This is a genomic window from Paenibacillus abyssi (genome assembly GCF_014640295.1).
Classification (GTDB): Bacteria; Bacillota; Bacilli; order Paenibacillales; family Paenibacillaceae; genus Paenibacillus_D; species Paenibacillus_D abyssi.
Genome location: NZ_BMGR01000014.1, coordinates 45189 through 70695, shown reverse-complemented (window position 1 = coordinate 70695; position 25507 = coordinate 45189). Strand labels below are relative to the sequence as shown.

25 protein-coding genes are annotated in these 25507 nt (G+C 45.7%); 22 read left to right on the top strand and 3 right to left on the bottom strand.

Features of this window, described 5'->3' with window-relative positions:
• Positions 1 to 38: 38 nt before the first annotated feature.
• From IEW11_RS19385 to IEW11_RS19300, 18 genes are all read left to right on the top strand, one after another.
• Positions 39 to 2264, top strand: coding sequence for an SNF2-related protein (locus IEW11_RS19385; protein WP_229725478.1), 2226 nt, complete (start codon positions 39 to 41; stop codon positions 2262 to 2264).
• Positions 2265 to 2283: 19 nt separating this feature from the next.
• The gene (locus tag IEW11_RS19380) at positions 2284 to 2613 is read left to right on the top strand and encodes a hypothetical protein (RefSeq protein WP_188532721.1); all 330 of its coding nucleotides are present in this window, start codon (positions 2284 to 2286) and stop codon (positions 2611 to 2613) included.
• Between the two features lie 3 nt (positions 2614 to 2616).
• A complete protein-coding gene (locus IEW11_RS19375) occupies positions 2617 to 3801 on the top strand; it encodes a hypothetical protein (protein WP_188532720.1) in 1185 nt (394 codons plus the stop codon).
• A gap of 399 nt (positions 3802 to 4200) precedes the next feature.
• A complete protein-coding gene (locus IEW11_RS19370; RefSeq protein WP_188532719.1) occupies positions 4201 to 4452 on the top strand; it encodes a hypothetical protein in 252 nt (83 codons plus the stop codon).
• A 4-nt stretch (positions 4453 to 4456) separates the two neighbouring features.
• Positions 4457 to 5482 (top strand): hypothetical protein, encoded by a 1026-nt coding sequence (locus tag IEW11_RS19365; protein ID WP_188532718.1) that lies wholly within the window; start codon positions 4457 to 4459, stop codon positions 5480 to 5482.
• Positions 5483 to 5700: 218 nt separating this feature from the next.
• Entirely contained in the window at positions 5701 to 6087 is a 387-nt protein-coding gene (locus IEW11_RS19360) for a hypothetical protein (protein ID WP_188532717.1), read from the top strand.
• A 152-nt stretch (positions 6088 to 6239) separates the two neighbouring features.
• Positions 6240 to 6599 (top strand): hypothetical protein, encoded by a 360-nt coding sequence (locus IEW11_RS19355; protein WP_188532716.1) that lies wholly within the window; start codon positions 6240 to 6242, stop codon positions 6597 to 6599.
• Positions 6600 to 6812: 213 nt separating this feature from the next.
• Entirely contained in the window at positions 6813 to 7160 is a 348-nt protein-coding gene (locus IEW11_RS19350; protein ID WP_188532715.1) for a TrbC/VirB2 family protein, read from the top strand.
• 106 nt (positions 7161 to 7266) lie between these two features.
• Positions 7267 to 7578 carry a PrgI family mobile element protein gene (locus tag IEW11_RS19345; RefSeq protein ID WP_188532714.1) on the top strand — a complete coding sequence of 104 codons (312 nt, stop codon included), beginning with the start codon at positions 7267 to 7269 and terminating at the stop codon, positions 7576 to 7578.
• Positions 7579 to 7594: 16 nt separating this feature from the next.
• Positions 7595 to 8530 carry a hypothetical protein gene (locus IEW11_RS19340; RefSeq protein ID WP_188532713.1) on the top strand — a complete coding sequence of 312 codons (936 nt, stop codon included), beginning with the start codon at positions 7595 to 7597 and terminating at the stop codon, positions 8528 to 8530.
• Positions 8454 to 10469 (top strand): VirB4 family type IV secretion system protein, encoded by a 2016-nt coding sequence (locus IEW11_RS19335; protein WP_188532712.1) that lies wholly within the window; start codon positions 8454 to 8456, stop codon positions 10467 to 10469. Before IEW11_RS19340 ends, IEW11_RS19335 begins: the two co-directional genes overlap by 77 nt.
• Positions 10466 to 12631, top strand: coding sequence for a hypothetical protein (locus IEW11_RS19330; protein ID WP_188532711.1), 2166 nt, complete (start codon positions 10466 to 10468; stop codon positions 12629 to 12631). Before IEW11_RS19335 ends, IEW11_RS19330 begins: the two co-directional genes overlap by 4 nt.
• 21 nt (positions 12632 to 12652) lie before the next feature.
• The gene (locus tag IEW11_RS19325) at positions 12653 to 14209 is read left to right on the top strand and encodes a M23 family metallopeptidase (protein WP_188532710.1); all 1557 of its coding nucleotides are present in this window, start codon (positions 12653 to 12655) and stop codon (positions 14207 to 14209) included.
• Positions 14210 to 14211: 2 nt separating this feature from the next.
• Positions 14212 to 14697 carry a hypothetical protein gene (locus IEW11_RS19320; protein ID WP_188532709.1) on the top strand — a complete coding sequence of 162 codons (486 nt, stop codon included), beginning with the start codon at positions 14212 to 14214 and terminating at the stop codon, positions 14695 to 14697.
• A 95-nt stretch (positions 14698 to 14792) separates the two neighbouring features.
• Positions 14793 to 15254: a type II toxin-antitoxin system PrlF family antitoxin gene (locus IEW11_RS19315; RefSeq protein WP_188532708.1), complete on the top strand. Its 462-nt coding sequence runs from the start codon at positions 14793 to 14795 to the stop codon at positions 15252 to 15254.
• The gene (locus IEW11_RS19310) at positions 15251 to 15889 is read left to right on the top strand and encodes a hypothetical protein (protein ID WP_188532707.1); all 639 of its coding nucleotides are present in this window, start codon (positions 15251 to 15253) and stop codon (positions 15887 to 15889) included. The genes IEW11_RS19315 and IEW11_RS19310 overlap by 4 nt, the downstream gene beginning before the upstream one ends.
• Positions 15876 to 16445 (top strand): hypothetical protein, encoded by a 570-nt coding sequence (locus tag IEW11_RS19305; protein ID WP_188532706.1) that lies wholly within the window; start codon positions 15876 to 15878, stop codon positions 16443 to 16445. Before IEW11_RS19310 ends, IEW11_RS19305 begins: the two co-directional genes overlap by 14 nt.
• The gene (locus tag IEW11_RS19300) at positions 16439 to 16726 is read left to right on the top strand and encodes a hypothetical protein (RefSeq protein WP_188532705.1); all 288 of its coding nucleotides are present in this window, start codon (positions 16439 to 16441) and stop codon (positions 16724 to 16726) included. The genes IEW11_RS19305 and IEW11_RS19300 overlap by 7 nt, the downstream gene beginning before the upstream one ends.
• 267 nt (positions 16727 to 16993) lie before the next feature.
• On the opposite strand, the gene IEW11_RS19295 is transcribed toward IEW11_RS19300, so the two are convergent.
• Positions 16994 to 17647 (bottom strand): hypothetical protein, encoded by a 654-nt coding sequence (locus IEW11_RS19295; protein WP_188532704.1) that lies wholly within the window; start codon positions 17645 to 17647, stop codon positions 16994 to 16996.
• Positions 17648 to 17887: 240 nt separating this feature from the next.
• On the opposite strand from IEW11_RS19295, the gene IEW11_RS19290 reads away from it, so the two are divergent.
• From IEW11_RS19290 to IEW11_RS19275, 3 genes are all read left to right on the top strand, one after another.
• Entirely contained in the window at positions 17888 to 18259 is a 372-nt protein-coding gene (locus IEW11_RS19290; protein WP_188532703.1) for a hypothetical protein, read from the top strand.
• A gap of 12 nt (positions 18260 to 18271) precedes the next feature.
• The gene (locus IEW11_RS19285; RefSeq protein WP_188532702.1) at positions 18272 to 18709 is read left to right on the top strand and encodes a hypothetical protein; all 438 of its coding nucleotides are present in this window, start codon (positions 18272 to 18274) and stop codon (positions 18707 to 18709) included.
• Between the two features lie 807 nt (positions 18710 to 19516).
• Complete coding sequence (locus tag IEW11_RS19275) at positions 19517 to 21028, top strand: competence protein CoiA (protein WP_229725475.1); 1512 nt, start codon at positions 19517 to 19519, stop codon at positions 21026 to 21028.
• Between the two features lie 322 nt (positions 21029 to 21350).
• Here IEW11_RS19275 and IEW11_RS19270 read toward each other — a convergent pair whose 3' ends face one another.
• Complete coding sequence (locus IEW11_RS19270; protein WP_188532699.1) at positions 21351 to 21971, bottom strand: stalk domain-containing protein; 621 nt, start codon at positions 21969 to 21971, stop codon at positions 21351 to 21353.
• Positions 21972 to 22172: 201 nt separating this feature from the next.
• Positions 22173 to 23804 carry a hypothetical protein gene (locus IEW11_RS19265; RefSeq protein ID WP_188532698.1) on the bottom strand — a complete coding sequence of 544 codons (1632 nt, stop codon included), beginning with the start codon at positions 23802 to 23804 and terminating at the stop codon, positions 22173 to 22175.
• A gap of 606 nt (positions 23805 to 24410) precedes the next feature.
• Between IEW11_RS19265 and IEW11_RS19260 the strand changes: the two genes are divergently transcribed.
• Positions 24411 to 25193, top strand: a complete 783-nt coding sequence (locus IEW11_RS19260; RefSeq protein ID WP_188532697.1) for a hypothetical protein — start codon at positions 24411 to 24413, stop codon at positions 25191 to 25193.
• Positions 25194 to 25507: the final 314 nt, after the last annotated feature.

Here is a 25507-nt window from a genome sequence, read left to right as displayed (position 1 = left end):
GTGCCTCCGCGAAGACAACAATTCGCGGAGGCTTTTTGATGAGTATGATTCGAGCGAATTACGATAATAAGGCGCTTTTATTCAGGGGTAAAACACTTTTTGACTCGCTTGCAGTTTCCGAATGCTTCGCGTCAGAGGGTGTGAAGGATAAGGAATTATCCTGGCATCACCTTGTAACAAAAACTGGCGTGAAGATGACCGATCATCCGGCGGTTCACCAGCTGGATAATTGGGGCCTGTCTGCCGACTCTCAGGAGTTGGAACGGCTTCAATCGGTTCTCTCGCGGAAACGTAAAGCGTATGAGCTGGATATGATCTCCCTGGAGGAATTGAAGACGACGAGCCGGTTTGCTGAAGCCTTTGAGAAGGTTGAGGCAAAATTTGGGGGCGTACTTCCAGACGGAACAGAGCTGTTCGATTTTCAGAAGGAATGTGCCGCTTTTATCATGGCGAAGAAGCGTTTGCTAAACGCAATGGAAATGGGTCTTGGCAAAACTAGAACATCGATTGTGGGCGTAGCTGCAGATGATGCGAACAAACGCATCATGATTATCACGATGTCCCGCAATTTGAATGACTGGATCCGGGAGCTCAAGAATTTGGGGTTTGGCGAGGATTACATACTTCTCTCTAACCCGAGTGACCTTCATAGCACAAAGCGTATCCACCTCGTATCCTACGAAAAGTGGGCCAATGAAGCGGGACGTGTCGTGTATCGACGCAAGGAACATACGGAATGCCCGCATTGCCGGGTTTCCTATGGCGGAGTATTCAAACGCCATCTTCGGTATTGCACGGTCTGCAAAATGCGGGCTACGCCGCTCGAAGAGCGTTGGAGCGATAAAGACATGCCCAAGGAATGCCCAGGCTGTAAAAGCGATTGGAAATCCGGACAACATATCTGCTCGAACCTGATCGAACAACGGCTCGGTCGGCGTGAATCTCGGATCTGCGGATATTCCATCATCGATTCCAAAAAGCCGGCGCTATATCAGTTCTATCATAACGGATATGACGCCTGTATCGTCGATGAGGCGCATTACATAAAATCGGGCGATACACGTCGCGCGTTGGCGGTCCGTCGCGTGAAGACAAGAACGAAGGTAGCGCTATCCGGCACGCCGGCGGAGAACGGAACGGAGGATTTATTTTGGTTGCTGGGTTGGCTTACTGGCTTTTCCTACCGTTACGAGGATCCAATTCAAGAAGCGGCCGGTAAAGGACAGCCGTTTCAAGGGTATGGAAAGGCAGGATATGAGCACTTCCGCGAGTTTTACGGCGGGGGTAAGAAAAGAGCCGTTCTTGATATCGACTCCGTACAGGCTCGCGTATCTAACCACGAGAAATTGTGGAAGGTGCTCGACAGCATTATGTACCGGAAGAAGAAACTCGATTCGGATGTCCAAGCCAAAATCTCAGTACCCAAGCCGGAGATGCACCGCTACCACGTGAACATGTTCCAGGCCGAAGAAGAACTCTACAACAAAATGGTGAAGGACTTTGGCGATTGGTACGAGATGGAGCTGATGAAGAAGGAAGCTGCCGACGCACGCGGGGACGTTTATCGGATTAACACGATTGAGATTTGTACGTGGATGCGGAAACTCCAGCAGGCTGCCTCTTGTCCATGGGTATTCCCGGACTATGATGCGACAAAAGGTGTAAAGACGGCCAAGATTCAATATTTGGAGTCGCAGGCAATCGACCTGCTCCGCCGGAACAAGAAGATGATTATCTTCTCCGGACATAAGGAGACGGTTGAATACCTAAAACTTGCGCTTGATAACGTCGTATTCGGCAAACGCGCAGAATTCATTCATGGTGGCGTGAAGAAAGAGGATCGCTGGAAAATGATCGAGTCCTTCCAGGACCCTAACGATCCATTATCCATTCTGATTCTTTCTCACCGTACCGGCGCTGAATCCTATACCTTGACCGAGGCGAAGTCGGTGTTTTTGTTTGACCTCGACTTTAATGGTAAGCGTATCGAGCAATGCTATTCTCGCGCTGTCCGTCTCGGCCAAAAGGATGTGGTAGACGTCCATTGGCTCATGAATGTCGGTACCATCGACGTAAATATGCACGGTCTTTGCTTGTCAAAGATCAGCGGAGTGAACTTGGCAATTGACCGTGAGGCTCTGAACTTTGAAGAGATCGCCGATGAGTTTGAAGGCGATGCACTCGCGGCAGCTAAGTCGGTTGATATGGAGCAGTTTGCTCGAGATATGCTTAAAAGCGGGACGTCCCGCGCACAAATTGCCTAATGATGAAGGGGAGATAGATATGTTACGTTCTTATTTGGAATCGCAACTTATGCTCATGTTTGTGATGATGCTGATGTCGAGACAGGGTAATGTCCGGTTGTATCGTCCAATCAACAGCCGGTTATCCCGTACCACGAAACGATTTTACGTTAACTGCTGGTACCGGACCATTCGTGAGGCAAGAAGAGCGCCCCATGAAAAAATTGCTTATGTCGATATCCCCGAATGCTTGTTGTATTTCGGTGATCTTGGCCGCTACGAGCGTTCATTTAATTTAAAAGGCTCTGCTAGACGTAATGCCCGCCGGTCATGGAAGATATACCATGGATCCGTGAAGGGGGCGGCATAAGCGATGGCAGTTCCATTTTTTGAGAAGACCAGCGGAATCGTCGTGATTGAGTGGTATGAGGCGAAGGAAACTTCGTCCTCCCCCACAAAACATCATTTTGAGGCTAAACCGATTAAGCTCCAGCTTCATCCGAAAGACCCGTCTAAGGTTGTCCGTATCTATTTTGACGGCAAGATGCCAGGCTGGATGAATCGGTATATCAAAGAGAAGGAGCATCCCTTTGAATGCAAGGAGCTCTTCCAAGCGGGGCAGGTAGGTTGGTGGATAGCGAACTGGAGAACATACGAAACGGGTATGAAGCCTCTTAGTTCGCCTACTATTCGAGGCAGTATCAATGCCTTCATCGATCTGATTCCAGCTGTGGTTGAGGATTACCGGGAGCGAGTACGTGAGGGATTTGATGTCATTGAGTCAAATCTTGCGATCGAACCGGACTTTTATCGGCCATTTGGATTGTACTATCGGGCAGAGGAAATCACTGGTGACGGAGGTTCGATGTTGATCGATCCGGAGCTGCTTCCGAACCGGATGGCGGACGAATCAGACGACGATTTTGAAGGCCGTATTCGGTCTTATGGTCAATTGGATCGTCTGATTTTTGAATTGACGACGCCCCTGCCAACGCTCACGGGAGAAGAGGATGACTCAGATATGCCTGCCGCAGAGGAGGATGAAGAGTTTGAACTTTCTTTCGAGGAAGGGGAGGACTTCGCAATTGAAGGTGTTGGCACCTTAACATTCGAGGATGAAGGCGAGGAGTTCGAACTTCACTTTGAAGAATCCGGCGATGACCCGCTGCTGGGAATAGCGCTTGATTTCGAAGATGAAGCAGGAACATCCACCGATTCTGAAACGGTGATAGAGGACGGTGACGATATCCAGAGCGCAGAAGCAGTAGTGGCGTCCGTCGTTGTTACCGAGGAACCTCAATTAGAGGCTGGTGCAGAAGAGGAGCACTTAGCGGTTGAATCGGAATCGGTGTATGTCATTGAAGGAGACGGATCATTCGCGCCGACCACCGCTGAGGTTGCCGAGGAGCCTGCATCATCTGCAGAGGAAGCAGCGGAGCCGGAAACGGCCACCAATTGCGCTTCGACGCTTGAGGAGCAGGACGAGATTGTGCTCAGCATGGTGGACTGCAGCAATCGGAAGCATAGTGCCGTTGCAGGGCAGTTGTCATTTTTCTAAAAAAGAAGACCAATACACTGTTTTTTGGTGTCTTGGTCTTTTTCTTATCATTATCGATGGTTTACATTTTGAAATCGCGATGGTAAAATAGAATCATTAAATGTCGTATTTTGTACTGCTCCTGCCAAGCGGCCCAAGGAGTTATGTGGTTTTCTGAATGTGCCCGTTTTTTATTTTTATTGGGTTATGTCTGCGCTTATAACGCAAAAACGCCGCCATTAGGTGCTTGAGAGATTTATTCAGCATATTAATGGCTTTTTTATGTCCATTAGTTGCTATAATACCAAATCCAAAACGCCCTTGTAGGGAAGCGAGTGATCTGTCTTCGGACAAATTCTCCTTTTCTGCAAGGGCGTTTTTTATATATAAAATCGCGCGCGTAAGGGAGAAGATGTTGAAATGAAGAACAGCAAATATTCGTTGGGTGAGTACGTATCTATCCGTGAAGGCTTGTCGGAGTTAGAATCCGACTTTTTGAGTGAAGAGCTGCAGAAAGATTCTTCCCGTCGCAGTTCAGTTTTGCGTCGAGTGGCGAAGCGCAGAGCTATTGTCCAGCAGGTGAAGTGGAAGATGCAGGATACGATGCTCGTTGTTGGTTTGGCTATCGTTGTTTTCGGTATCGTCGGAATTATCCTCATCTCGGCGGTTTGATCTGATGGCCAGCTTTGTGTACTGGTTCATTGGTGTAATGTCGGTTGGCGCAGTTCTTGCACTGGTAAATGTCATTTTCACTCCGCGAAGTGACGCCAAGTTCGGCAAATTTCTGTCATACGAGGAGTTCTTGGAGGCCCGGCCTACACTGTTTATTCCCGCCATACCGCAGCACATCCTTGTTGAACAAGAGGAGAAGCGGCATGAAGAGATGTTGGAAGCCATAACTGCTATTGCTCCCCAAGAAATAAAGAATGAATTTTCTGTTTCAGACATTCCGGCTGAGATGGAAGGCTCGATCTCGGAGTTATTTACCGCCTTGAGCGGTTCTGCAGATCCTATTTCTAAACCGATGGATTCAGTAATGCAGGAGCCGGCGGAAGCAGATGAGGTACCTGAATGGGTTATGCAAGCCGAATTAGCGGCAATGGATGAAGAACAGCCTTCGCTCACAGGAATTGTGGTCGAGGATCCTGTACTGCTTCAGATCCCATCCATTGAAACCGCGCCGGCCGTTATCCCGTTCGATCTGGTTGGTCTTGAACCTCCGGATATGCCGGATTACTCCATTCCAGAGGATTATGCTTTCGTGTCTGCCGAGATGGATCTGATTCCGTCATTATCGGGAGCAGTTGCGCCGTATTCAGAAAAGCAAACCAAAGGAAATGTGATTCCATTCCCAGGTTTAGAAATGGACGAGCATATTTTTCCGGAGCAAGCGCCTTATCATATTCCGTTCAGCGACTATCAGTACATTCGTAAGCTTTATGGTACCCTTGCCGATCGCGTGACTACGACGCCGGCGCTGGGACCAAAGATGGCAGAAGATGTGCTTGTTGGTAAGATCGCGATCGAAGCGAGTGTGACCTACTTGGAGTTCCGAGGTTCAAGAATTCCAATCTCCGGAAATGCAAAGTCGTTTCTTGGCGAAATGGTATTTGTATCTGGGTATTTTGTATCCGAACATAAGTTCTTTGTCTGTAAGATACAGCTCGCACAGGAAGCGGCCAAGGCTCAAGAAGCGGTTTAGCAGGAATTCGGGACTAGCGTTCCCGTTTTCCTTTCAGGACACGTTGACTGGTACTTTAGTCCACGTTTTTTGAAAGGAGGACGGGAGGTATACGTGCTCTACCTTGGTTTATTGGGGGTAGAAACTAAACTGGTAATTTGTTCATGTTCCAAAATCTTGAATTTTTTGATAGAATTCAAATTGTCGAAATATGAATTTAACTGTCAGGAGAGGGCCAAATGACTTACGTTGGGTATAGACCAAATGTACCGGTACCGGAAACCAACAATAAGCTGTTTTCCCAGATGAGAGGGAACATTATTGCCGTTTTGCCTGAATATTTGGGCGTGAACCGGAACGGGCAGCTATCCTTCTTCGTGAAAGATGGCGCTCTTCGGACATTCTTTCGTCCGGAATGTGTGGAAATGATCAATCTGCTTGATGATGAGCCGGGAGGTTTAACCCGTAAGGGTTTGATTGATCTGTTGGCAGCGCTTGAGACCGCTCTGAAAAAACGGAAGACGATCCTATATGCAGATGTCATTCTTCTCTATGAGGCTGACGAAGATGGTAGCCTTGCTTATCTGGAATTAAATATTCGTAATCAGATTCATTATGCAAGCTGATTGTACCGGGCAAATCTACTGCACCATACGCCACTATACATAGCCCGTTAAATGAGTAACCTGTATCAGAGTCAAACACTTTATCTGCTTGCCGAATACATAAACATCAGGCTTAACGTCAAACAACTGGACTAACAAGGAGTGGCGCGTGCATGTCGCTTAACAATGAATCTCTTTTTCAGGAGATCGAGCAGATCGTTCGAAATACATACTTTGAAAAAATGCTATCCAAACGGCCGGAGTGCGTTATGGAGTTCCGAACTCGTAATGGCCATCTTTCAATAGCATACGAGAACGACACTGAAGTTCTTGTTGGAGGCATTGAAAAACGGGCTGCTGCTGCCGGCATGGATGCAGCTCAACTCGATAATTTTTTAGAGCTTCTTCATCGTGGATTGAATCGTCATCGGGTTATCAACGTAGGCGATTTGAAGATTCATTCGATCACCAAACAAGGTAAGATCATTTACTTTACGCTTGTGGTCAATCACCACGAAAAAATGGGTGTATAATGACCGTCTCCCGTTGACAATCTCAATGGATGATAAGATAATATTTTTAAGAACATATCGAACTAAATCCGCGGAAGCACCGTTGGGTTGGGCCTTTTATGGCCTGATACCAACGGTGCTTTTTTTGTTCGATAAGGGGGTAGAGGCGGTATTCGGTGTTCTAATGGATCTCTGCAGCTATACTGATCGACATTATAAGGAGGAAAAACAAAAGTGAAACGAAGCAAAAAGTATTTCACCACCATCGGTTCTTCGATGGCAGTCATGCTTTACACAGCCCAAGGAGCCTTTGCGGAAGTGGGTACGGATATCTATGACGGTACCACGAGTGCCAGCACGATCAATACCGCTATGGACACGATTCTCAAGATCGTCGGCGGTATAGGTGCATCCGTATTCGCGCTTGCATTCATGGTAATCGGTCTATTCCTGGCATTTGGTTCCCTGAACCCGCAAAAGACGAGCGTTTTATGGAAGGCATTCTTCTGTTGCGGCGGCGCAGCATTCGTATTCTTTATGGCATACGCGCTGCCGGCGATGATTAAAGGCATGGCTCAATAATTCCCGCAGGGGGACGTGAGAAGGGTGGACTCCCACCCTTCTTTTTAATAAATACCAGTTCGGCCGATCAACCGGTTGAGTGGGTGCAAAAGAAAGGGGATGCGTGATGGGTGAGTTGGTTGTACCCATAGATATAACGGGCGAGGAAAAGGCGGTCTTGGCGATATTCTCCATGAGGCAATTTTTTCTTGTCGCCCCCGCTGCGGTATTCACATTTGTATTTCTTTTGTGGGGCGGGAAATTAACCCCGTTCTTGGATGGGACCGTGAGTTTCATCATCCGCGGAATTATCGTTCTTCTTCTGGATCTATTTGTAGTGGCTTGTGCGTTTTTGAAGTTTGAACGTTATGAGCAATACTTTAGCGAGTTCCTAATAACGCAGATCAAATATAAGAAATCGCAGAAAATGTACTACTAAGGGAGGCTGTGCCGGCATGACGGTTTATATGTTTATTCTGGGCGGCTTCATGCTGTTCTTCAGTATTTTTATATTCTTTGCCAAGCAGCGCAAGGATCGCAATGAACCAGTCTTTGGTTGGCAGCGAAAACAACATCTTGAGGAAACGGGCCAGGCCGCTCAACTAAAGAAGAAAGGCGGCAAGGATACACAGCAAAAGGGTATGGAATCCCTCAAGGAACTGATCGGTATTGAGAAGATCGAATACGGCATTTATCGAAAGAAGCACAATGAATATTGTGTGATCGTCGAAGCCGATTCCGTGAATTATGATCTCCTAAGTGAAGGAGCTCGTCAGGGCATTATCATGGGTTACAACGCTTTGTTCCGGGTAATCCGGTTTCCGATTCAGATTCTCGGGCAAGCGGTGACCCAGGACCTTCGGAAAGAAGAGACCCGCTTCATTGAAAATTTGAAGAAGAGCAACGAACAGGTTCGTGATTATAATAACCGCGTTGTTCGCCACATCAAGAACCGGTCGGAGTTGGAATTTAGGGTGACGCGAAAAGTGTATTACGTCATTCCATTTGTCCCGCAGCCAAGTAAAATGGGTATTCTTACTCCTGAAAAACGGGATGAATTGATTCGCACAAACCTCCAACAGCGAGCTTGGACAATCATCAGCATGCTCCGCCAATGCGACGTTGAGGCTCGTGTTCTTGGCAGCCTTAAGGCGATGGAAGTCATGAAGCGGGCCTTGAACCGCGACCGGATGCTTGCTCATCCTATAGATGAAGTGGAAGACAAAGAAAAGCTGGCTTCTTATGTCACATGGGATTTTACTTCGGTTCCGGGCTACGAGGATCTGGTGTACAACGTAGAGGAGGTGCGGTCCGTTGTTGAAGATTTTCTCGAAGAAGAACAAGAAGAACCAGGAGATACCCCAGAGCGACCTCTTGCAGCAGGGGAGTAAGAGCGAGGATCGTGATTTCGAGTATCCAGAGCTGGTGGATAATATGATCAACGATGGGGTTACCTTCAATCGCGATCACTTCATCATTCAGACCGGGCTTGGCAATTTGAAGTATGCTCGTTCATTTTTTGTGAAGCCCTCCGGATATCCAAGAACGGTGCGTATTGGGTGGCTGGAGAATCTGTTTTCCGGCGATGACGTTGACGTTTCGGTGCATATTGATCCGCTTGACCGTAATGCTGCCATAAAGAAACTACAGGACAAGATCGACGAATTGGCTGTCGTTATGTACTCAGCCCAGAAGCGGGGAGACCAAGCTAAATACGACGATGCCTTTCAAAAGCAGGATGATACAAAGATTATCCAGCGAGAAATAAAGAATAACCAAAATGGCTTGTTCTATGTCTCGATTCAAGCGACTGTGTATGCGAACAGCCTGGACGAATTGAATGGGAAATGCGTTGAAATTGAGAATATTGTAGGCGGAGAATCCATCGAGATATTGAACGCCTATGGCCGGCAGCGGGATGGATTCTTGTCCTGTCTGCCGCTCGGTAAGAATCATTTGGCCAAGTCGGATCGAAACCTCGATCAGCGGAGTTTGACAGCTATTTTCCCGCACGCTTCCTCTAAACTGAACCATCAGGCCGGATTTCCAATTGGGCGATCAGGGAGAGATTACGTCTACTACAATAATTTTGACAACAGCTTAAACAACTACTCGGTTGGCATTTTTGGCGCATCTGGCTCAGGTAAGTCGGTTTTGGTAAAGCAGTTTATCGGACGCGGTTTTAGCGATGGCATCACGAAAAATGTAATCATTGATGTCGAGCCGGAATACGTGGAATTGACGAAGGCCCTCGGTGGTGTCGTTATCCCGATCTACCCTACCAATTCGGATTTTGCAAGTCGCATCAATCCCCTTGATATCTATCCAGAGAAGGAATTGATGAATAAAGGAAAACCGGATGAGTACGTTGTCGAGAAAGTGAACCTAAACGAGAAGGTAAAGGAAGCTATCGAATTCTTCAAAATTATGAAGCAGTCGGTAAAAGGCTTTGACGCGAATCTCGGAGCCATCGAGCTGGGCGTGCTTAACGATATCATGACCGCCGCCTACCGAAGCCGGGGGATTACCGAGGATCCTGACACGATCTTTGAGCAGGTACAGTCTATTGATGATTTCGGTAGCATCACGTATGAACGAAAGTATATCCTTATGCCCACGATTTCGGAGATCCACGGGAAAGTAAAAGAGTATTGGCAAAACGGTTACGAAGAGCTGAAGGAGCTCATGACGATTATCGAGCTTTTCACAGCGGGGCGAGCCTTCGGGATGTTTGATGGACAGACCAATATCATTTCGGAAGGCAATAACGTCTCCCTTGATGATGCACCGGTCGTTACGTTTGACATCAGCCGATTGTCTCAGAACGGCATTGAGCGGCCGCTTGCCATGCACGTCATTACAACATGGGTTTGGAGTCGGTTCATCACATCGAATCCGAAGGCAAAGAAGCGGGTTTTGATCGACGAAGCGTGGCAGCAGATTCCGTATAAGTCGATGATGTCTTGGCTTAAAGTTCTTTCCTTGCGGGGACGTAAATGGAATACTTCGCTCACCCTCGTTTCCCAGCGATACGAGATGTTCGATCGGGATGAAACAGCGCGAGATGTCGTATCTCAGTTCGATACGATCTGCTTTTTGAGGCAGGCGGATCAGGACATTGACCCCATTCTAAAGACATTCCGCCTTTCCAGAGATGTCGGGGAGATGATACGTACTTTTTCCACCGGCGAAGTGTTAATGAAAGCTAATAAGCAAATTGTACACTTCCATTCGGAGCCGACTCCTGAAGAGTGGGTTTACCTCAATACCAATCAGAACGTTCAGATGGGGCGTGTACGGCCCCAAGAAAAAGAGGGTGCTGCTTCATGAGGAAGCCAAGAAACCTAGCTTTGGTTCTCTTACTAAGCATGGTCTTGATGTTTACCGTAGGCGTATCCTCCGCATTCGCCGCCGGCACAGATGCCAGCAGTACGCAGCAGTCGGGCAGTACGTTTACGGATTCCAACTTCCAGACTCAAATGGAAAAGTCCATTGATGAAGCGGGCTTTGTAGAGAAAGCTGTCATGAAAATGGTGAACGGGCTGTTCAAGCTGGCTGGTCTTGCCACGATTCCGGATATGGTTTTCGGAAATCCCTACAAAAATTGGGGCTTTGGGGAAGGCAAGCTGCATTACAACACGTTCTATGACAACGAGATGAAACAAGTCATTAACCCCATGATTGCGGTCTTTTCCTCGGCTTATGTATCGTTCATTGCCCTTGCGATCATGATTGCGAGCTTGAAAATAGGGATAACTCCTCACAGTCCCCAGGCTCGAGCCGACTTCTGGAAAGACATTCAGATGTATATTTACTCCGCGTTGTTCATGGGATCATTTTGGTTGTTCTTTCAAATCATCATGAATATGAACACTGCTATCTCCTCATCGATCGCAGATACGATGGCGGGAGCCGGTCTGCAGGCGAACAATGTTTCAGTAATAGCGGCAGCCGGCACGGGAGAGTTGTTTGGTCTCGGGGACATTGTTATCTTCTTGGGCGAATGGATTTTAACCGTAATGCTCAATTTCATTTACATTTCACGAAAGATTGTGCTCGTATTCCTGGTATTGCTGGCGCCGTTTGCCGCCTATGCGCTTCTGTTTGCAAGAACAAGAGCCTTTTTTGGCACATGGTTAAAAGAGTTGCTCGGCAACGTCTTCCTGCCTTGTATTCACGGTTTAATCCTATATACATTCGCATCCATGTCATCGCTTGGCGCTGGTACTTTCTTCAAGCTCGGGATGTTGATTATGTTCATTCCCGCTTCCGGCATGATTTCAAAGTGGCTGCAGCTGGGCGATAGCAGTTCAAAGCTAGGATCCGCTCTTACCATGTCCGGTATGGGCGGCGTAGCGGGCGCAATGATGCTCGGACGGGGCGCAATGCAAATGGCTGGGCGTGGGAAAGGGAATGCCTCTGGAGGCAAGGCTGGTTCATCTCCAGGCGATGCTCCATCCGGCAGTGATTACGGTAATACCTCTCTATCCGATGCAGCTTCAAATAAGCGTACTGGCCTCGGAAAAGCTACGTCCTTCGCCAAGACCTCGGCTGCTGTCGTCGGCGGTACGGTAGGCGCCCTGGCAGGTATGGTAGCTGGACCCGGTGGGGCGATGGTCGGTGGAGTGGTTGGAGCAAAACTTGGCTCGGGTACCGTAAGTCTCGGCTCTAATATGGCATCTTCCGTAGTAAACACCGCTAAAAGTGGCGCTGCGCTCGCATCGTTCGCAAAGAGTGATAATTGGGGCACAGACCTTGCCCAGCGTCGACAATTGCTTGGGAACATGGGTGAATCTATGGGGTCTGTTCTCGGAGAAAAAGGCGGCTCTGTTGGACGGGCTGCCGGTAACGCTCTGTCGATGGCCACACGTCGCAGAATTCAGACGGAGCAATTCGGAGGCAATACCCCGGCGGATTATGCAGCAAAGTTCCCCGATGCGGATGTTTATTGGAAGGCTGACTCGCAAAAGTCTGGTTTCTATATGAATAGGGGCGGGCAAGAGCAGCTGATCTCAGCTATTGGTGGTGGTGTGCCGGATTTAAAGAATCCAGTATATGTACCATATAGAACCCCGCCGCGCGGTGCGGAATTGAAACAAGGACCAAAGGGATCGTATTCGATGACTACACCTAATCCGAACGTGGGCGCCGGTGGTGGTCCGGCCACGATCACGACGAATAACGCTGGAATGAGCGGATCGACGGAAGGATTCCTTCGGACAGGCGAAGCGTACACGATGGACAACAATGGGCAGAAATATTCGTATTCTGGATTGGATGCTTCCTCCGTTAATGTGGATTCATATTTCAGTCATAGTGCTCCAGGGATGAAGACTGGCACGGCAGCGGGCCGGGTGCTGGATTCAATTCAGGGAACAAAATCCGTTGAGGAAACTAGAAAAAATGCTCAATACACGACGAAATTAAGAAATATCGCTGATGAATATCAAAACGCAGGAAGTGGCTCGGGACGCCGTAAAGCAGCTCCATAAGCTACTGATTAGCGAAGGGGGGTGATTTCCATATCCGCTCAAGAAATGGGGCAAGAGGCAGCGGGGCAAGCCGGTGATTTTGCCAAGAAGACCGGCGGAAAGCTGGTGAAAAAGGCGGCCCAAAAGGTCGCCAAACATTTAAAGAAGCTCCTTGTGAACCTCCTTAAAAAAGTCATTCTCGCCGCTGTCAAAGCGGTTCTTGCCACAATAGGACCCTACGGAGCGGCCATACTTCTAGCCGTCATCTTGTTCTATGCGATGCTGGATTCTATCCCCTCTGCCGACTGGTTTTTCAAAGGTGGAGAGAGGACATCTGCTGAGGAAACGATCGATCGGGAGTATGAACAGAAATTTAAGGACTTAGCGAGCAACAGCGTTATTGCGGTTGACCAGGAGGAGGCGAGCGCGGAGTGGAAGCAGATGCTCAAAGGTGCGGTGACGCCCAGTTGGGCCATTCCCGCTTCCCTTGTCCGATACCAGGCAGTTCGTTCTGACGGCAAAATCGTTCTCCCTGATCCGAAGCAGATGTATCTGAATCTTGAACCGACTTTTTCATTTACGACCGTTAACGATGATATGGAATACATCAAAACTGTGACGGCATGCTATCGGGAGGAAGAAGAGAAAGACGCTAACGGTAAAGTGGTGAAAGACGCTAATGGGAAACCGAAGATGAAGCGGATTGATGAGCCTCCTACCGAATCGACTTCCTCATCCAAAATGCCTTCACATAAGATCATGTCAAGGGTTGAAATTCCTTTTGGTGCAACGGACCTCCCTTCTGCAAAGCGATACTTTCCCGGAGGGACTTTTGAACCTAATGGAAATTGGGAGTCAGCCGGCGCTTCATCAAGCGGCAAATGTACCACCTCTACGTACAAGCGCTGGGAAAAGACGCTCGTGGACGATCGCGGCGTTCCAGAAATGAATTTAGATTCAGAGAAGTTTAAGGAGTTTCTCATCGCAAGAGGGGTGAAACCAGGCGATATTGATGAGATTTTCGAATACATCGCTGCAACGGATCCAAATTTCCCAATTGATCTTTATTCGGGCGAGGATACGGTAGTTGGCCCAGGTTCCGACGTGTATCAGAATCCCGATTATGTCTTTACCGGTAATGTTGATGAAGAGGGCTGGGTATGGCCTATTGCGATAAACTATTATGGGGTCAATTCTGGTTTCGGACCCCGTTGGGGAAAATTTCACTACGGAATAGACTTGGGAGGCCGCGGTTGGCCGAACGCCCCTATTCTTGCTGCCAAGGCTGGACTCGTAATTTGGGCGGGTGAAAGGGGCGCTTATGGCAATTTGGTTGTTCTCTCACATGAGGACGGCCTGCAGACTCGATATGCACATATGAGCAAGATTACGGTTCAAAATGGGCAGCAGGTAGCAGCCGGGCAACAGTTGGGGAAACAAGGCACAACTGGCCGATCGACCGGACCGCATCTTCACTTCGAAGTTGCGATCCCGAATCCCAACAATCCAATGGCGCCCATGAGAGATAAAGGCGTGAAACCATTCGATCCGATGATTTTCCTCGGACCGGTGCTTGAGAAAATCAAGGGAGGGAAATAAGAATGGAGCAGTTCGGCTCCCGTGTAAATGAATTCTTCCAGAAGCTCGTAGGCTTCATGCAGGAGACAGGAATAATCTTCATGGCACTTTTGGCGCTATTAGGGTTGCTTCTGTTCCTTATCTCCGGCAAGAACCTTATTATCAAACGGATCGGACTGATGATGGGGATCATTTTTGGTGTCGGGATATTTGTGTTCGCTTATGTGCCTATCATCTATTATTACTATTCCATTGGCGGCCATGCTCCGGCGACAACTGAAGTTGAAACGGTCTTTTCCAGTACAACAACCTGGTTCACGCAATTATTTCGGGTACTCATGATAATAGGCGCTCCGATCGCGGGAACCATCATGCTTCTTGGTCTGCTTGTCCGGGGTCTAGGAACAAATAATCCTCAGACTAAGCGCAGAGGCTTAGGGATGATTATCGTTTCTCCGATCATATTGTTCGTTGTTTATCTCGTACCAAATATTCTCCATTTTCTATGAGTTGCCCACGGGCGACTTTTTTTATGATGAGACCTTGACAAATCCCCTTACTTTGCCTTACCATTCGAAGTAAGGCAAAGTAAGGAGATGGTGAGTTGTTTTACTCAAAGATAACAAGCAAGGGACAAACCACTGTGCCAATGGAGATCCGCAAACGTTTAGGTCTCGAAGAAGGCTCATATATCAAGTATTCAATCGGTGACGCGGGTGAAGTCGTCATGGAGAAAGATGCTTTGATGACGTTGACCGATAAAGGGCTCCGTATTTTTTACGCAGACGAAAACGGCAGTTATTACGAAATTTTCCAAGATAAGACCCGTAGACAGGTTGAACGCGAGTGGGTACTTTCACAACTGGAAAACAATCGAAAGAATGATTTCAAAGGCATGTTAATCCATGAGCAGCAGATTGAGTATCTTCGCGCTGCCATGAACCAAGAGCATTCTCTATTTTTGGTGAACAATGAATCCGTTAAGTTTTACCACACACTCGGTTTGCTCAATGATGAAGAGTTCGTCTTTTACCATGAACGGAAAAGGATTCGTGATCAGCGATGAGTGAACTTGAAGAACGCCGTAAACTGTTTCACGAAATACATACCAGGTTAATTGCTCCTTTTCCCCCTGGAACGGTGGAGATGAAGAATAGTAGCAAGGCAAGCGCTCATATTCCAGTCCAAGCCTACAACCATAGAGTGAACTCTGCGGCAGGTAACTTTGCGGATTGGAAACTTACCACACAGCAGCCTATCATACATGAAACGGAAAAGCAGCTGGAGGTAAGAGGCGTGCTGAAGATCGTCGACACGAGCTATGAGGGAATGGGGTTTGTTGACTTCGAGCGGGATCCGGCAACGAAACGGATTAAGTATTTTCCTGAAAGGTGCAAGGCTGCGGCGAGCCTAGCATTCGTTGACGCCTGTGACAAATTTGAGATGGGCTGGATCGACCTCGAACGGAAATGGTCGTCTAATCCCGGTACCGGGGTACCAGCGCGTAAGGACATCTCTGGCGGCTCTGGTACGGGGGAGAATCGAAGGAAGTGCATCTTCCCCGGTTGCGGGAATCATGTCGATGAGGGGTTGCTTAAACTGTACGGATGGAAAAACGCTCAGTGTGAGGAGCATATCCCGGATCATGTAAAACGAAAATATCTGAAGAGTCTGGAGGGTAAGGAAAATGGCCAGTCCTGATAAACGTATGGTTCTACCATCGTGTTCACTTTGCTCGCGATTTGATTCACTGAGAGGTATATGCGGCATAACCGGCGAGAAGCGGGAAGTGTTTGATACGGAAACGGCCCTGGTCTGCCAGAGAGAAGGCCGGTTCATCCGTGACATCAATGCGGTCCCAAACAGTTTTAACTTTTATGGACCGAATGAAGAGATCCCCAATTTCTTGCCTGATTTATCCCGCATACCGGTTGATGCCGGCGGCCGCCCGCTAATCGTAAAGACCAACCGCGGCCTCGAGCGGGCTGTGCCAGCGTATGAAGGTCTAGCACTCAGGGTGGACCCTGTATTCGGTGAAGTACCGTCCATTTACACCTATCAAGGGCAGAGGGAACTCATATTTCGCTTGGGCGTTCATTTGGCCAAACGGGTAGCAGAGCGTGAAGGCGTGGAGTTAGTCGTGCATCCAGATGAGGAGGGGTCTGAGGGCCGGCCAGAAGCGATCAATGACTTTATGGAAGAAGAGCGCATTCGAGAAAACGTCCGGAATCGCTCCAAGAAGGGCTGGGATTGGTAATGGAGAGCGAACAGCACCGAATCAATGCCGACCGCACCGCAATGATCGAGGATCTGCTGGAAGCATTCAAACGCCTGTCAGCCGACAGCTTACAGCGGGAGGAGCGAGTGGAGAAACTCACGTTAAAATTTACTCCGGAAAGCGGCTTATCGGTGGAAGGGGCAATAGATTCTATTTCGGTTAAGGGTTTTGCTTACCTCGATGTCCACTTAGGAGAACGCTTCACTAGGGCATCCCACTTCCCGCGATCAATTCTGATTCGACTTGGACTGCTCGATTAGTACAAGCAGCCTTATACATGAGGCTGCTTTTGTCATTTTAGAAGGAAAAAAGTTGTTTAGCTCAAACAAGAGGGTCAATTTATAATAAATGATAAGGACGAAATTTATCGGAGGGGAATACTACATAGATGACCATTCTCAGGCACGCTGAAATAACGAAAGAGTTTGTCGTAGTGAGTGTATTATTGGAAAACCCCCCTGTCTTAAACCAGGAGGGCTTTGAGGAAGTAAAGATGGAGATATGTGTAGGTGGACCGAATGACCCGATTAACTTTGTGCCGTTCTTTCTATTAGCTGAACAAGCTCTTGTAAGTTAATATTGAGATACCACATGCCGGGATCATGCTTTTCATGATCGGCCAGCGGAACAAGTTTAATCATAGGAATACCTTTGAGCTGAATTTTCTTTCCGTCTTTATACTCCAAAAGAATCGTATGTGTCACCTCATTCTCTTTTATTTGAGTAGGAGAGGTTACCTGAATCTTGCTCAATGACTTTCCCCTAGTGAGCCGGTTGGCAAGCCCATTTGCGCGATCGGTAACAGCTGCCACCTTCCTGCTCTCATAATCCGTGTGTGCTAGATAAGGGCTAACGAAACTGGAAAGAATCGTGGATTCGCCTAGCTGTGCTTGAGCATACATGGATATGATCTGGAATGATGACGTGAAATCCGGACCATAATGAACCTGATCATCTGTGTGCTCAATTTCATCTACCTCTGAGGAGAATTCAGGGTTTTTCAGCCAAACGGGAGGCTTGTAATTGCCTGCTGATTCATTGGCCAAATCCCAGGTCATCTCGATTTTAACTTCTTCCTCGACTGGATCTTGTGCCTTCTGCTTAGTATTTGGCCAAAACATGACTATTCCGATTACAGCATAGATGATGGCGAAACCGATTATTGCTCTTTTAAATGTCACATCGAACCCTCCTATCTCAAAAATAAAAAGCACCAAGTCGACGACTCGGTGCTTCCGTTCGCTTGGTGCAGATATGCATCTATTATACAGAGATTGTCTTTAAATTTGAAGATATGGATGTCTTCTCACGCGTTGGATTTTCGTGCTATAATAATAGTATATAAATGTATCGGTAGTGTGAAGCACGCACGGGCCCTATGGGACTCTGCGTGCTTTTCGCGTTAAGGGAGGAAAGATTCGATGATTCCGAGTCTGGAGCGGGTTGAACAGGCATCGCAAGAGGCAAAACATGAATTGCTTGCCCTAGCATTGTCGGAACATGACATAGGGGAGATATGCAAGACTTGGGGTGTCAGTACGGGCACGTACTATAATTTCGTAAAAAAGTGGGAGATTTCTCTTTCAGATGTTCGAAGGCGGAAGCGACAATTGCATACCGCCTCGCAAGATCAATCTGTTCCATCTGGAACGGAGGATATTGAACGCTTAATGCTCCATTTTGAAGAGGTACTTAATTCGGATCAATTGAGTCAGCTCCTCCAAAGTATTAAGGAGCGTATTCAAATGTCGAATGGCACTTACAGATTGGAAATTGAAATTGAGAAGATATAAGGGGGCGTGGCCGTGAGAAACGACGTCTTTCACATACACGAATTCCGGCAACTAGGAATGAACGAGAAGATCGATTGGCTGGCAACTTGGATGGTGGAGCGGGAAGCATCAGACTTCATCATGCTGGCTAAAGAGTGGGGGATCGACATCAAGACGCTTTACGGCATGTTTGGTGAGCTGAAGGTACCAATTGAGTCGGTAGCGGAAAAGAGGCGCATACTGCTGCACCAGCTCGGTTTGAAGGTTCACCAGAGCCCGGTTAAGGTTGCGCCCGGTGAAGAGGGGAGAAATGCCGGTAAGCGCTTCTACGGAATGACAGGGACGTGTTCACAGGTTTATGCGGAGCGGGAGATTGAACTTATCTCACAAATCGTTCAGCTGGTCCCAGGCACGTTTCGAGTGAATATCAAAATTTCGGAAAAGAGGAGCGCCGGTGGCATTCATACTTAGGAAGATGATTAAAAGGAAAGTTTTTATCTGTTTATATGACAAACTGAAGTACAGCTGGCACTCACATAGATACGGCTATAATCTCTTGCTCATTGACGGCTGCTTGGACGAATCATATCGAGATAAACTGAGAGGGAAGGTCGCCTATCACGAAAGAAAGCTTGATGAGATGGGGGGCTAATGATGGCATGGACACAGGTATTATTGGTATGAGTAAAAACCAGATCCGGGGGGAAATTGAAAAATGCGATCGGATCTCCATCAAGCATACTTATCACGCGGAACGTACTCTGGGACGTTATTTTGTATAAATCACAGCAACTCGATGAGCTGTTGAACCAATACAGCAGGTGTGAAGCTCGTAGATAGTAAAACGAAGGCGGCTCTCTCTAATAAAGTCATATTCAACAACTTGAGGAGTATTCTTTGGTTAGAAGCACAAGGAACCAGGTTGCACCTGCTAGTGAATAATTAACTTGAACGGATTTACGATCCCATCTCGCGACTGACATCCTTGCCTTTGGCTAACTGATAGGCACTCGCAAGCTACCGTTTTGTCGACTGAGCTATAGGGGAAGAGAATAAGCTATCTTGTCCAAATTTTTCTTAATTTCATATGGTAAAAGTTGACATCGATAGCAACCAGGGTTATTATATTTTTGTAGCGGAAGCACCGCACAAAGTGAGGGCCGAAGGGAAGAATCCCCGGCCTTCTTCGTTTATTTATTTTGTTGTTTCTAAAGTGACGCAGTCCTTAAGACAGAGAAAACAACAAGAGCGCGTCGAGATTTTTAGTTGAATGGGACGGTGCAAACATTGTTAAGATGTCTTACTGAGGAAAAGAAGCCATTAATAGCATCTAATTGTGATGAAGCATCCACAAGGACACTTTCGCGGTCACACAAGTTGTTCTGCCCAAATTGTGAGGGTGTTGTTCGGTACAATAAGGGTAACGTAAAGAATCCGTATTTTTCCCACGTAAATTTGGAGTGCGAGTATATAGGTTCTGAACCGGAAACACCTTCACATATACAGGGGAAGCAATTGTTATATGATTGGCTAAAGTCCAAATTTCCGACTGCATATATTGAATATGAAGTTCATATACCTGAAACCGGCCAAATCGTTGATGTGTATGTAAAACATAGAGATGGAGAATTCGCTGATCGTACTTGGGCATTTGAATTCCAGCATAGTTTAATCTCGACTTCCGCATGGGAGGAGAGGCATAATTTATACGAATCCGCAGATATCCAGGACTTCTGGTTTTTTGATAAGAGAAAATTTATGAAATTCTCTGCAGCGCGGGATAATACTGATGCACGAAAGAGGTCTGATTTAGAGAAAACAGTGTTTAGAACCACTGGTCTTGTGTATTTTTTAGACTTGGATACATCCGAACTAACAATCGACTTTAATTTTATTGAATCACCAGAGACCAAAATAATAAGAGGGATCAGGCGTACCCAAACCTTCACCTATCATAGTCCAATGGAGCATTCTGTAACAATGAGTGCGATAAAAACTCGAAAGAATAAGAAGTATGGGTACGTCGTTTTGATTTCCGAATCTCTCGAAGAAAAAATGAAGAACAGGTTAAATCACATTTATTATATGCTGGAGAGAAAAGAACAGGAGCAAAAGAGTGCTCTTTACCGTGAGAGATTGCGTGAAAAAGGTATATTCTCCCGTACAACGTACGGAGTAGAGTTCGCTGAGTGTTTCAAATTAATACTAAAAGACCATAATGGATCATTGACATATAAAGATCCTTATGAAGATGAGGAAGACGCTGGTTACGATAAAGAATTGGCAGAACTGAAGGAAGACATTATTAACTTAGAAGTCATCGAGTTTTTTGACAAATATAAGATACTTATTGATACCTCTATAAGAAATATTGCAGATTATTCTCAATTAAAAGAAAACGAAATATTAAATTTAAAGATCCTAACCTATTTTGCTTATCCCTCAGATTTTAAGCGCGTAGGTTTTCTTAAAGAACAAGGAAGCCTGTCATTGAAGGATTATTTAACTTCGAAATATAAGAAAAAAATCGAAATGGCACAGTACGTATACGAAAATCACAAAGATGTCCTGGATTGGCTGATTACAAGAAGTAATGACTGGATCAATGAAAGACTGCGGCATAGTAAACTATCATTGAGGATGTACAATCAAAAACCAACGCCAACCGATTACGCAATAATGTTTAAAGAGTTAAATGGAATTGAAGAGGTAGAAGTTGTCATCCAACAAATAAAAGATCAAATTATTAATTATAAGTTTGAGTTAGACGATATTGATTTTGATGATTGAGGCAAGATAATTTTCACATGATATTGTGACAATCAAGTTCCAGAAGACAACTCATAAAAATCATTTAAATAAAACCGTTTCTCTAACATGAGTAACGGTTTTAAATTTAGCTATTTTCAACTTATATTTTTAAAACGAAGAATTATTGATCCATAATGTTGTACATCATGAAAGAATGCTTATTGTATAAGGGCTCATCATCACATCTAGACATCTGTATAAAATACGAATTTTATGTAATAGTGTAAAGCGTTAAAGTGTTAAAGCGTTATAATAACTTCTTATAGTTATTCATTATTATTTGAAACAAAAAAGCCGGTATTTAACCGGCCATACTCCCTAGTTTGCGATATGTCCGTGAGAGATCTTGCAGTGCTGATTTCAGCAGGCTTACTTCTGTCAATGAACCACGCGGCAGCGCGGCATCCATTGTTTCGAGCACGTCGTTTGCGTATCCTACGAACTCCTGGACAAGCGGGATCGGCGAGTCCTTGATGCCGGCAAGCGACTTGCGAATATCAATTTTCGCGCTGTCTCTTACTTCTTCCAGCTCGTAAGCATTGATCTTGCTTCTGTAGTACAGGTTCATTTGATCTTCCAGTCCCATCGCGTAAGCATATACCGAATTGATCGCATCGACATCTCTTGGCGAGAGCATCCATTCGGCGTCGCCTTGATCAGCTTTCGCATTGCTCGTCTGCTCTGGCCGGTTAGTGTTTATCCAAACGATCCGTTCCTTTGCGGAATATCCGACTTTGGCATCGAATATTTTTGCGACGTCGACCAGCGATAAATAGGTGGATCCGTTAATGATTTTGAACTTTACATTGCTGTTCTGTCCATCAACCAAGATCCGTATGGCCGGTGCGGCCAGGGCGCCCACCGCCATCGAAGCCAGGATCACGGCAGTCGCTAAAATCGATATCAATATTTTCTTTTTCATGATACAACTCCCTCGTATGTAGTAGGTGATTTGAACATTGTACCATTTTTCCCCTCATCTAAGGTATGTACAACCGGGACAGGTGCAGCAGCGATGAGTCCAGGGACGTAGATGCCAATGATAGACCGACAACCGTTAGCCCGCTCCTGCTGCTCTCTCTTGTCCGTACGGTTATTCTAGTCAAGTTAGTGTTTCGATGAGTCAGCTAGGTTGCGCCTCCTGACCAACGTGCTCAAACCGTTGCATCGTCCTCCTATAGACATCGATCGCTGATATCTTTCTTTCACCGATAACTGATCCTCGAGTGAATGATTCTACAAATGTAAAACCCCTTGGGATGTTGTGTATGCCGTAAGCCTTTGCCTTCTCAATTGCTGCAGTAGAGGGGTTTTCGCTTTTTCTAAGTCGTCTAAAGTGGAAACTAACCCAATGATTCTGCTTTTTATGTCTTTCTTTGCCCTCCGTGGTTATACGCTGTTTTGTTTGGGGATTACTTATCTTGCGAGTTCCATTCTTTTCCTCAGTACCATCTCTCCCAATTTCCAAGATATTAATTGCACCAAGTTTATCATCAGACACTTCGTAGATGGTGTAATTTTTTTCCTTGCAAATATCATGAATTAAGCAAATTAGATAGCAGAGTACGGCACATTGTCTCTGATTAAGATGTACCCAGGAGTCAGGATCTATAACTGGAAATGGTGTTATCGACTCGGGACCTCTTATAAGTCCTTCTGCTATAAACAAATATTCGTCTCCAAGTCTTCCAGCTATTCTGGATACGTTCCTAATTATAAGTAAGCCAACATCTTGCCTAATCTGGTGCTGGTCTTTAATAAAATGAATCCATGACTTAATTGGTAGATTTTTAAGATCTTCCGCTTTCAAACGTTGTTTGACCCATTTTCCAATTGTAGTTAGAATATCCTTCTTTTCGCTATATACTTGGCTTGGAGGATCATTCTTGAAAAACATCAGCATTGGTTCACCGTTGTCCCTTACATCTTGGCAATAGTCAGTATTAATTTTATTTTCGGATTCTTGTTCTTGGTCAATGACCTCAACCGTTACCGAGCAGTTATCCCTTTTCTCGTTTTGTATCCGAATAAACAGTTGTTGGAATAGTTCTTCTTTATAGGTCGGCTTGTAGAATTGTTTGATAAAGAGGATGTTATAGAGGAAAATCCTCGGATCCTGCATGGCGAATTTAAAGAGGCGACTTATGAAAAGTGAATCGTCTTTCAAACGTCTGTCTGTGGAAGCGGAGAGTCGGTCTATAATGTAATCAAACTCTAATTCTTCTTCAAAAAGTTCCTTGGCTAGCCTCTTATAGTCTTTTTTTATAACACTCTTAACCGCTTTTTCTCCGTTCTCATAAACTTGCATCTCGATGTATTGAGCGATTTCACTTGATATTTGCAGGTGAGAATTTGATTTGCAAAAGTGGTATAATAATGCATAGTTTTCGGGGGAGCCAGCATAGAACCTTAGTTTCCTCTTCCACTCAATTAACACTCGCGGATCTTCAAGTAGATGGAGATTCTGTTCTATTTCTCTTAGGAAGCGCTTTACTGGTCTGTCCTCTTCCAGCTGCGTTGAAAAATATGAACAATCTATTAAAATATCGATACGTATACCATTAAGTTTATGCTTATATATGTCGAAGAAAAACTCATTCATACCACGAAGCCGGTTTAAAAATGAACGTGTGTCTTCCTTGGTTACGAATTTCTCTCCCACCCAATTCCGATCAGTTACATATAAACGAAAATAACCGAAGTCCTCAAAAGACTTTCGAACATTAATTGTTTCCTCAATATGTACAAACTCCACAGTATCACATCCTAGTTCTTTTTACTATTATCTCCATATTTACAACTCTATAAACATACAAGATGATGTCGATAGATAAGTGTACTTTCGATGCGATCGTAGCCAACACACGGGAGAGTTCTACAACCATCATGCGGGTATTCTGATGGGATAGATGAGACATTCGAATCTGTAGATACCCATAAGCTCATCGGCCCCCACTTCCTGCCCTTTGAGGCATTTACTTATGCAAAAAAACGAAACGAAGAATGAAGTAAAAAAATTGCCCGCGGTTTCACGTGGCCGCGGGCTAAGTATTTATATTCAAAAGGGGGTCACTGTTTATTATAGCCCTCCAATGTTATCGCTTCATGGCTTTACCGTTGCAATATGATTACAGGTACGACGGTATGCCTACGCCCCTATCTCCTCCATCCTGTCTTCGATCCTTTCACGTCCAGCAACGGTTGGTAGTGTGTTTTTGGGTAGAGTTGAATTTGTGAATAATCAGTCTTGCTTTGCATACACGGTAAAGCGTGTTTTGGTTTTTGGGAGTTATCTAAATGATTTGAATAGTGGTGGTATTAGCTTCTAATTCAGTGGAAATAATGAGGATGTGTAGATTATATGTGGGGAGTGAAAAGTTTGGATTTTAACATGGCATTAAAGACTGCTATTAATCATTTGCAAACAAGAAATTACTCAATGAAAGAGTTAGGTAACCACTTAACCAATTTAGATACATCAATCCTGGGTGTTTTTAATGTTGCAAATCAACAAAAAGAAACTAGTTACCGGCCAATTGAGCAAATTTACGAAAAAGCATTTCAACCGATATTTAAGAGTCCCAATCAGTTTATCAAATCAAGAGGAGAGGGGGCGTTGCTCTCACTTCTCTCAACCCTGTACTTCGCCTTTAACACTGAATTAGATAATGATTTGTTACAACAGATTGTCGGGGCGCAACTCATCGGTAGATTTGCGGACCTATATCAGAACATGCCTCAGCTAGATCTAACCCAAAAGTGCTTGCTTGCTACACTTCCGCGAACCTGGCTTGAATTTCTATTCATGGGCTTATCAGATGATTATCCTAAAATGAGTACTATTTCTCGTCTAGTGTACAAAGATCTTCGATCACAGGCGGACCGTGAATTCACTTCATTTCGCTTCGATGATCAAGAGAAATTACGAAGTGTGATAAATACTCCATTGATTTGTCTCACGCAACTTTTTAACACCTTCGCACCAGCAGCTGATGAAGAGAGCTTTTCCGGATTGGCTCATAAAATACGCCTTGAAGAAATAAAGTCTCATGGCGTCATTTTTAAAGGGAATAAGTTTGCAATTGGAAATCAAATATTTGAAGTACCTCCGGAATATATCCCGGTTCTTGCAAAACATGCGTGAAACTGTCTAGTGACACAAATCTTCAGACATAACGGCCGATATGGCCTTTTTTTATTATACTGCAACAAACCTGTATTTTGTGAAGTAAAATAAATCAAATAAATAAGCCTCTATTATGCCCTTCAGCTTCAGCGGTCAGTCAGAATCATCAAATAATAAGTTCTAAAATTCCCAGTATAAATACCAGATAAACTCAACTTTTGCTAAGCCATGTTGGTTTAACCTTTGTAGATACTGGTCATGCAGGATTGAAATCGTGAAGATGAATATAGCTGCGAATGCCGTTCCGCCGCCGCTGAAAGGCCATGTATCTA

Bases quoted from the DNA above. Each gene is read 5' to 3' on its own strand.
- IEW11_RS19385 (WP_229725478.1), top strand. From the start codon at position 39: ATGAGTATGATTCGAGCGAATTACGATAATAAGGCGCTTTTATTCAGG.
- IEW11_RS19380 (WP_188532721.1), top strand. From the start codon at position 2,284: ATGTTACGTTCTTATTTGGAATCGCAACTTATGCTCATGTTTGTGATG.
- IEW11_RS19375 (WP_188532720.1), top strand. From the start codon at position 2,617: ATGGCAGTTCCATTTTTTGAGAAGACCAGCGGAATCGTCGTGATTGAG.
- IEW11_RS19370 (WP_188532719.1), top strand. From the start codon at position 4,201: ATGAAGAACAGCAAATATTCGTTGGGTGAGTACGTATCTATCCGTGAA.
- IEW11_RS19365 (WP_188532718.1), top strand. From the start codon at position 4,457: ATGGCCAGCTTTGTGTACTGGTTCATTGGTGTAATGTCGGTTGGCGCA.
- IEW11_RS19360 (WP_188532717.1), top strand. From the start codon at position 5,701: ATGACTTACGTTGGGTATAGACCAAATGTACCGGTACCGGAAACCAAC.
- IEW11_RS19355 (WP_188532716.1), top strand. From the start codon at position 6,240: ATGTCGCTTAACAATGAATCTCTTTTTCAGGAGATCGAGCAGATCGTT.
- IEW11_RS19345 (WP_188532714.1), top strand. From the start codon at position 7,267: ATGGGTGAGTTGGTTGTACCCATAGATATAACGGGCGAGGAAAAGGCG.
- IEW11_RS19340 (WP_188532713.1), top strand. From the start codon at position 7,595: ATGACGGTTTATATGTTTATTCTGGGCGGCTTCATGCTGTTCTTCAGT.
- IEW11_RS19330 (WP_188532711.1), top strand. From the start codon at position 10,466: ATGAGGAAGCCAAGAAACCTAGCTTTGGTTCTCTTACTAAGCATGGTC.
- IEW11_RS19320 (WP_188532709.1), top strand. From the start codon at position 14,212: ATGGAGCAGTTCGGCTCCCGTGTAAATGAATTCTTCCAGAAGCTCGTA.
- IEW11_RS19310 (WP_188532707.1), top strand. From the start codon at position 15,251: ATGAGTGAACTTGAAGAACGCCGTAAACTGTTTCACGAAATACATACC.
- IEW11_RS19305 (WP_188532706.1), top strand. From the start codon at position 15,876: ATGGCCAGTCCTGATAAACGTATGGTTCTACCATCGTGTTCACTTTGC.
- IEW11_RS19290 (WP_188532703.1), top strand. From the start codon at position 17,888: ATGATTCCGAGTCTGGAGCGGGTTGAACAGGCATCGCAAGAGGCAAAA.
- IEW11_RS19270 (WP_188532699.1), bottom strand. From the start codon at position 21,971: ATGAAAAAGAAAATATTGATATCGATTTTAGCGACTGCCGTGATCCTG.
- IEW11_RS19260 (WP_188532697.1), top strand. From the start codon at position 24,411: ATGTGGGGAGTGAAAAGTTTGGATTTTAACATGGCATTAAAGACTGCT.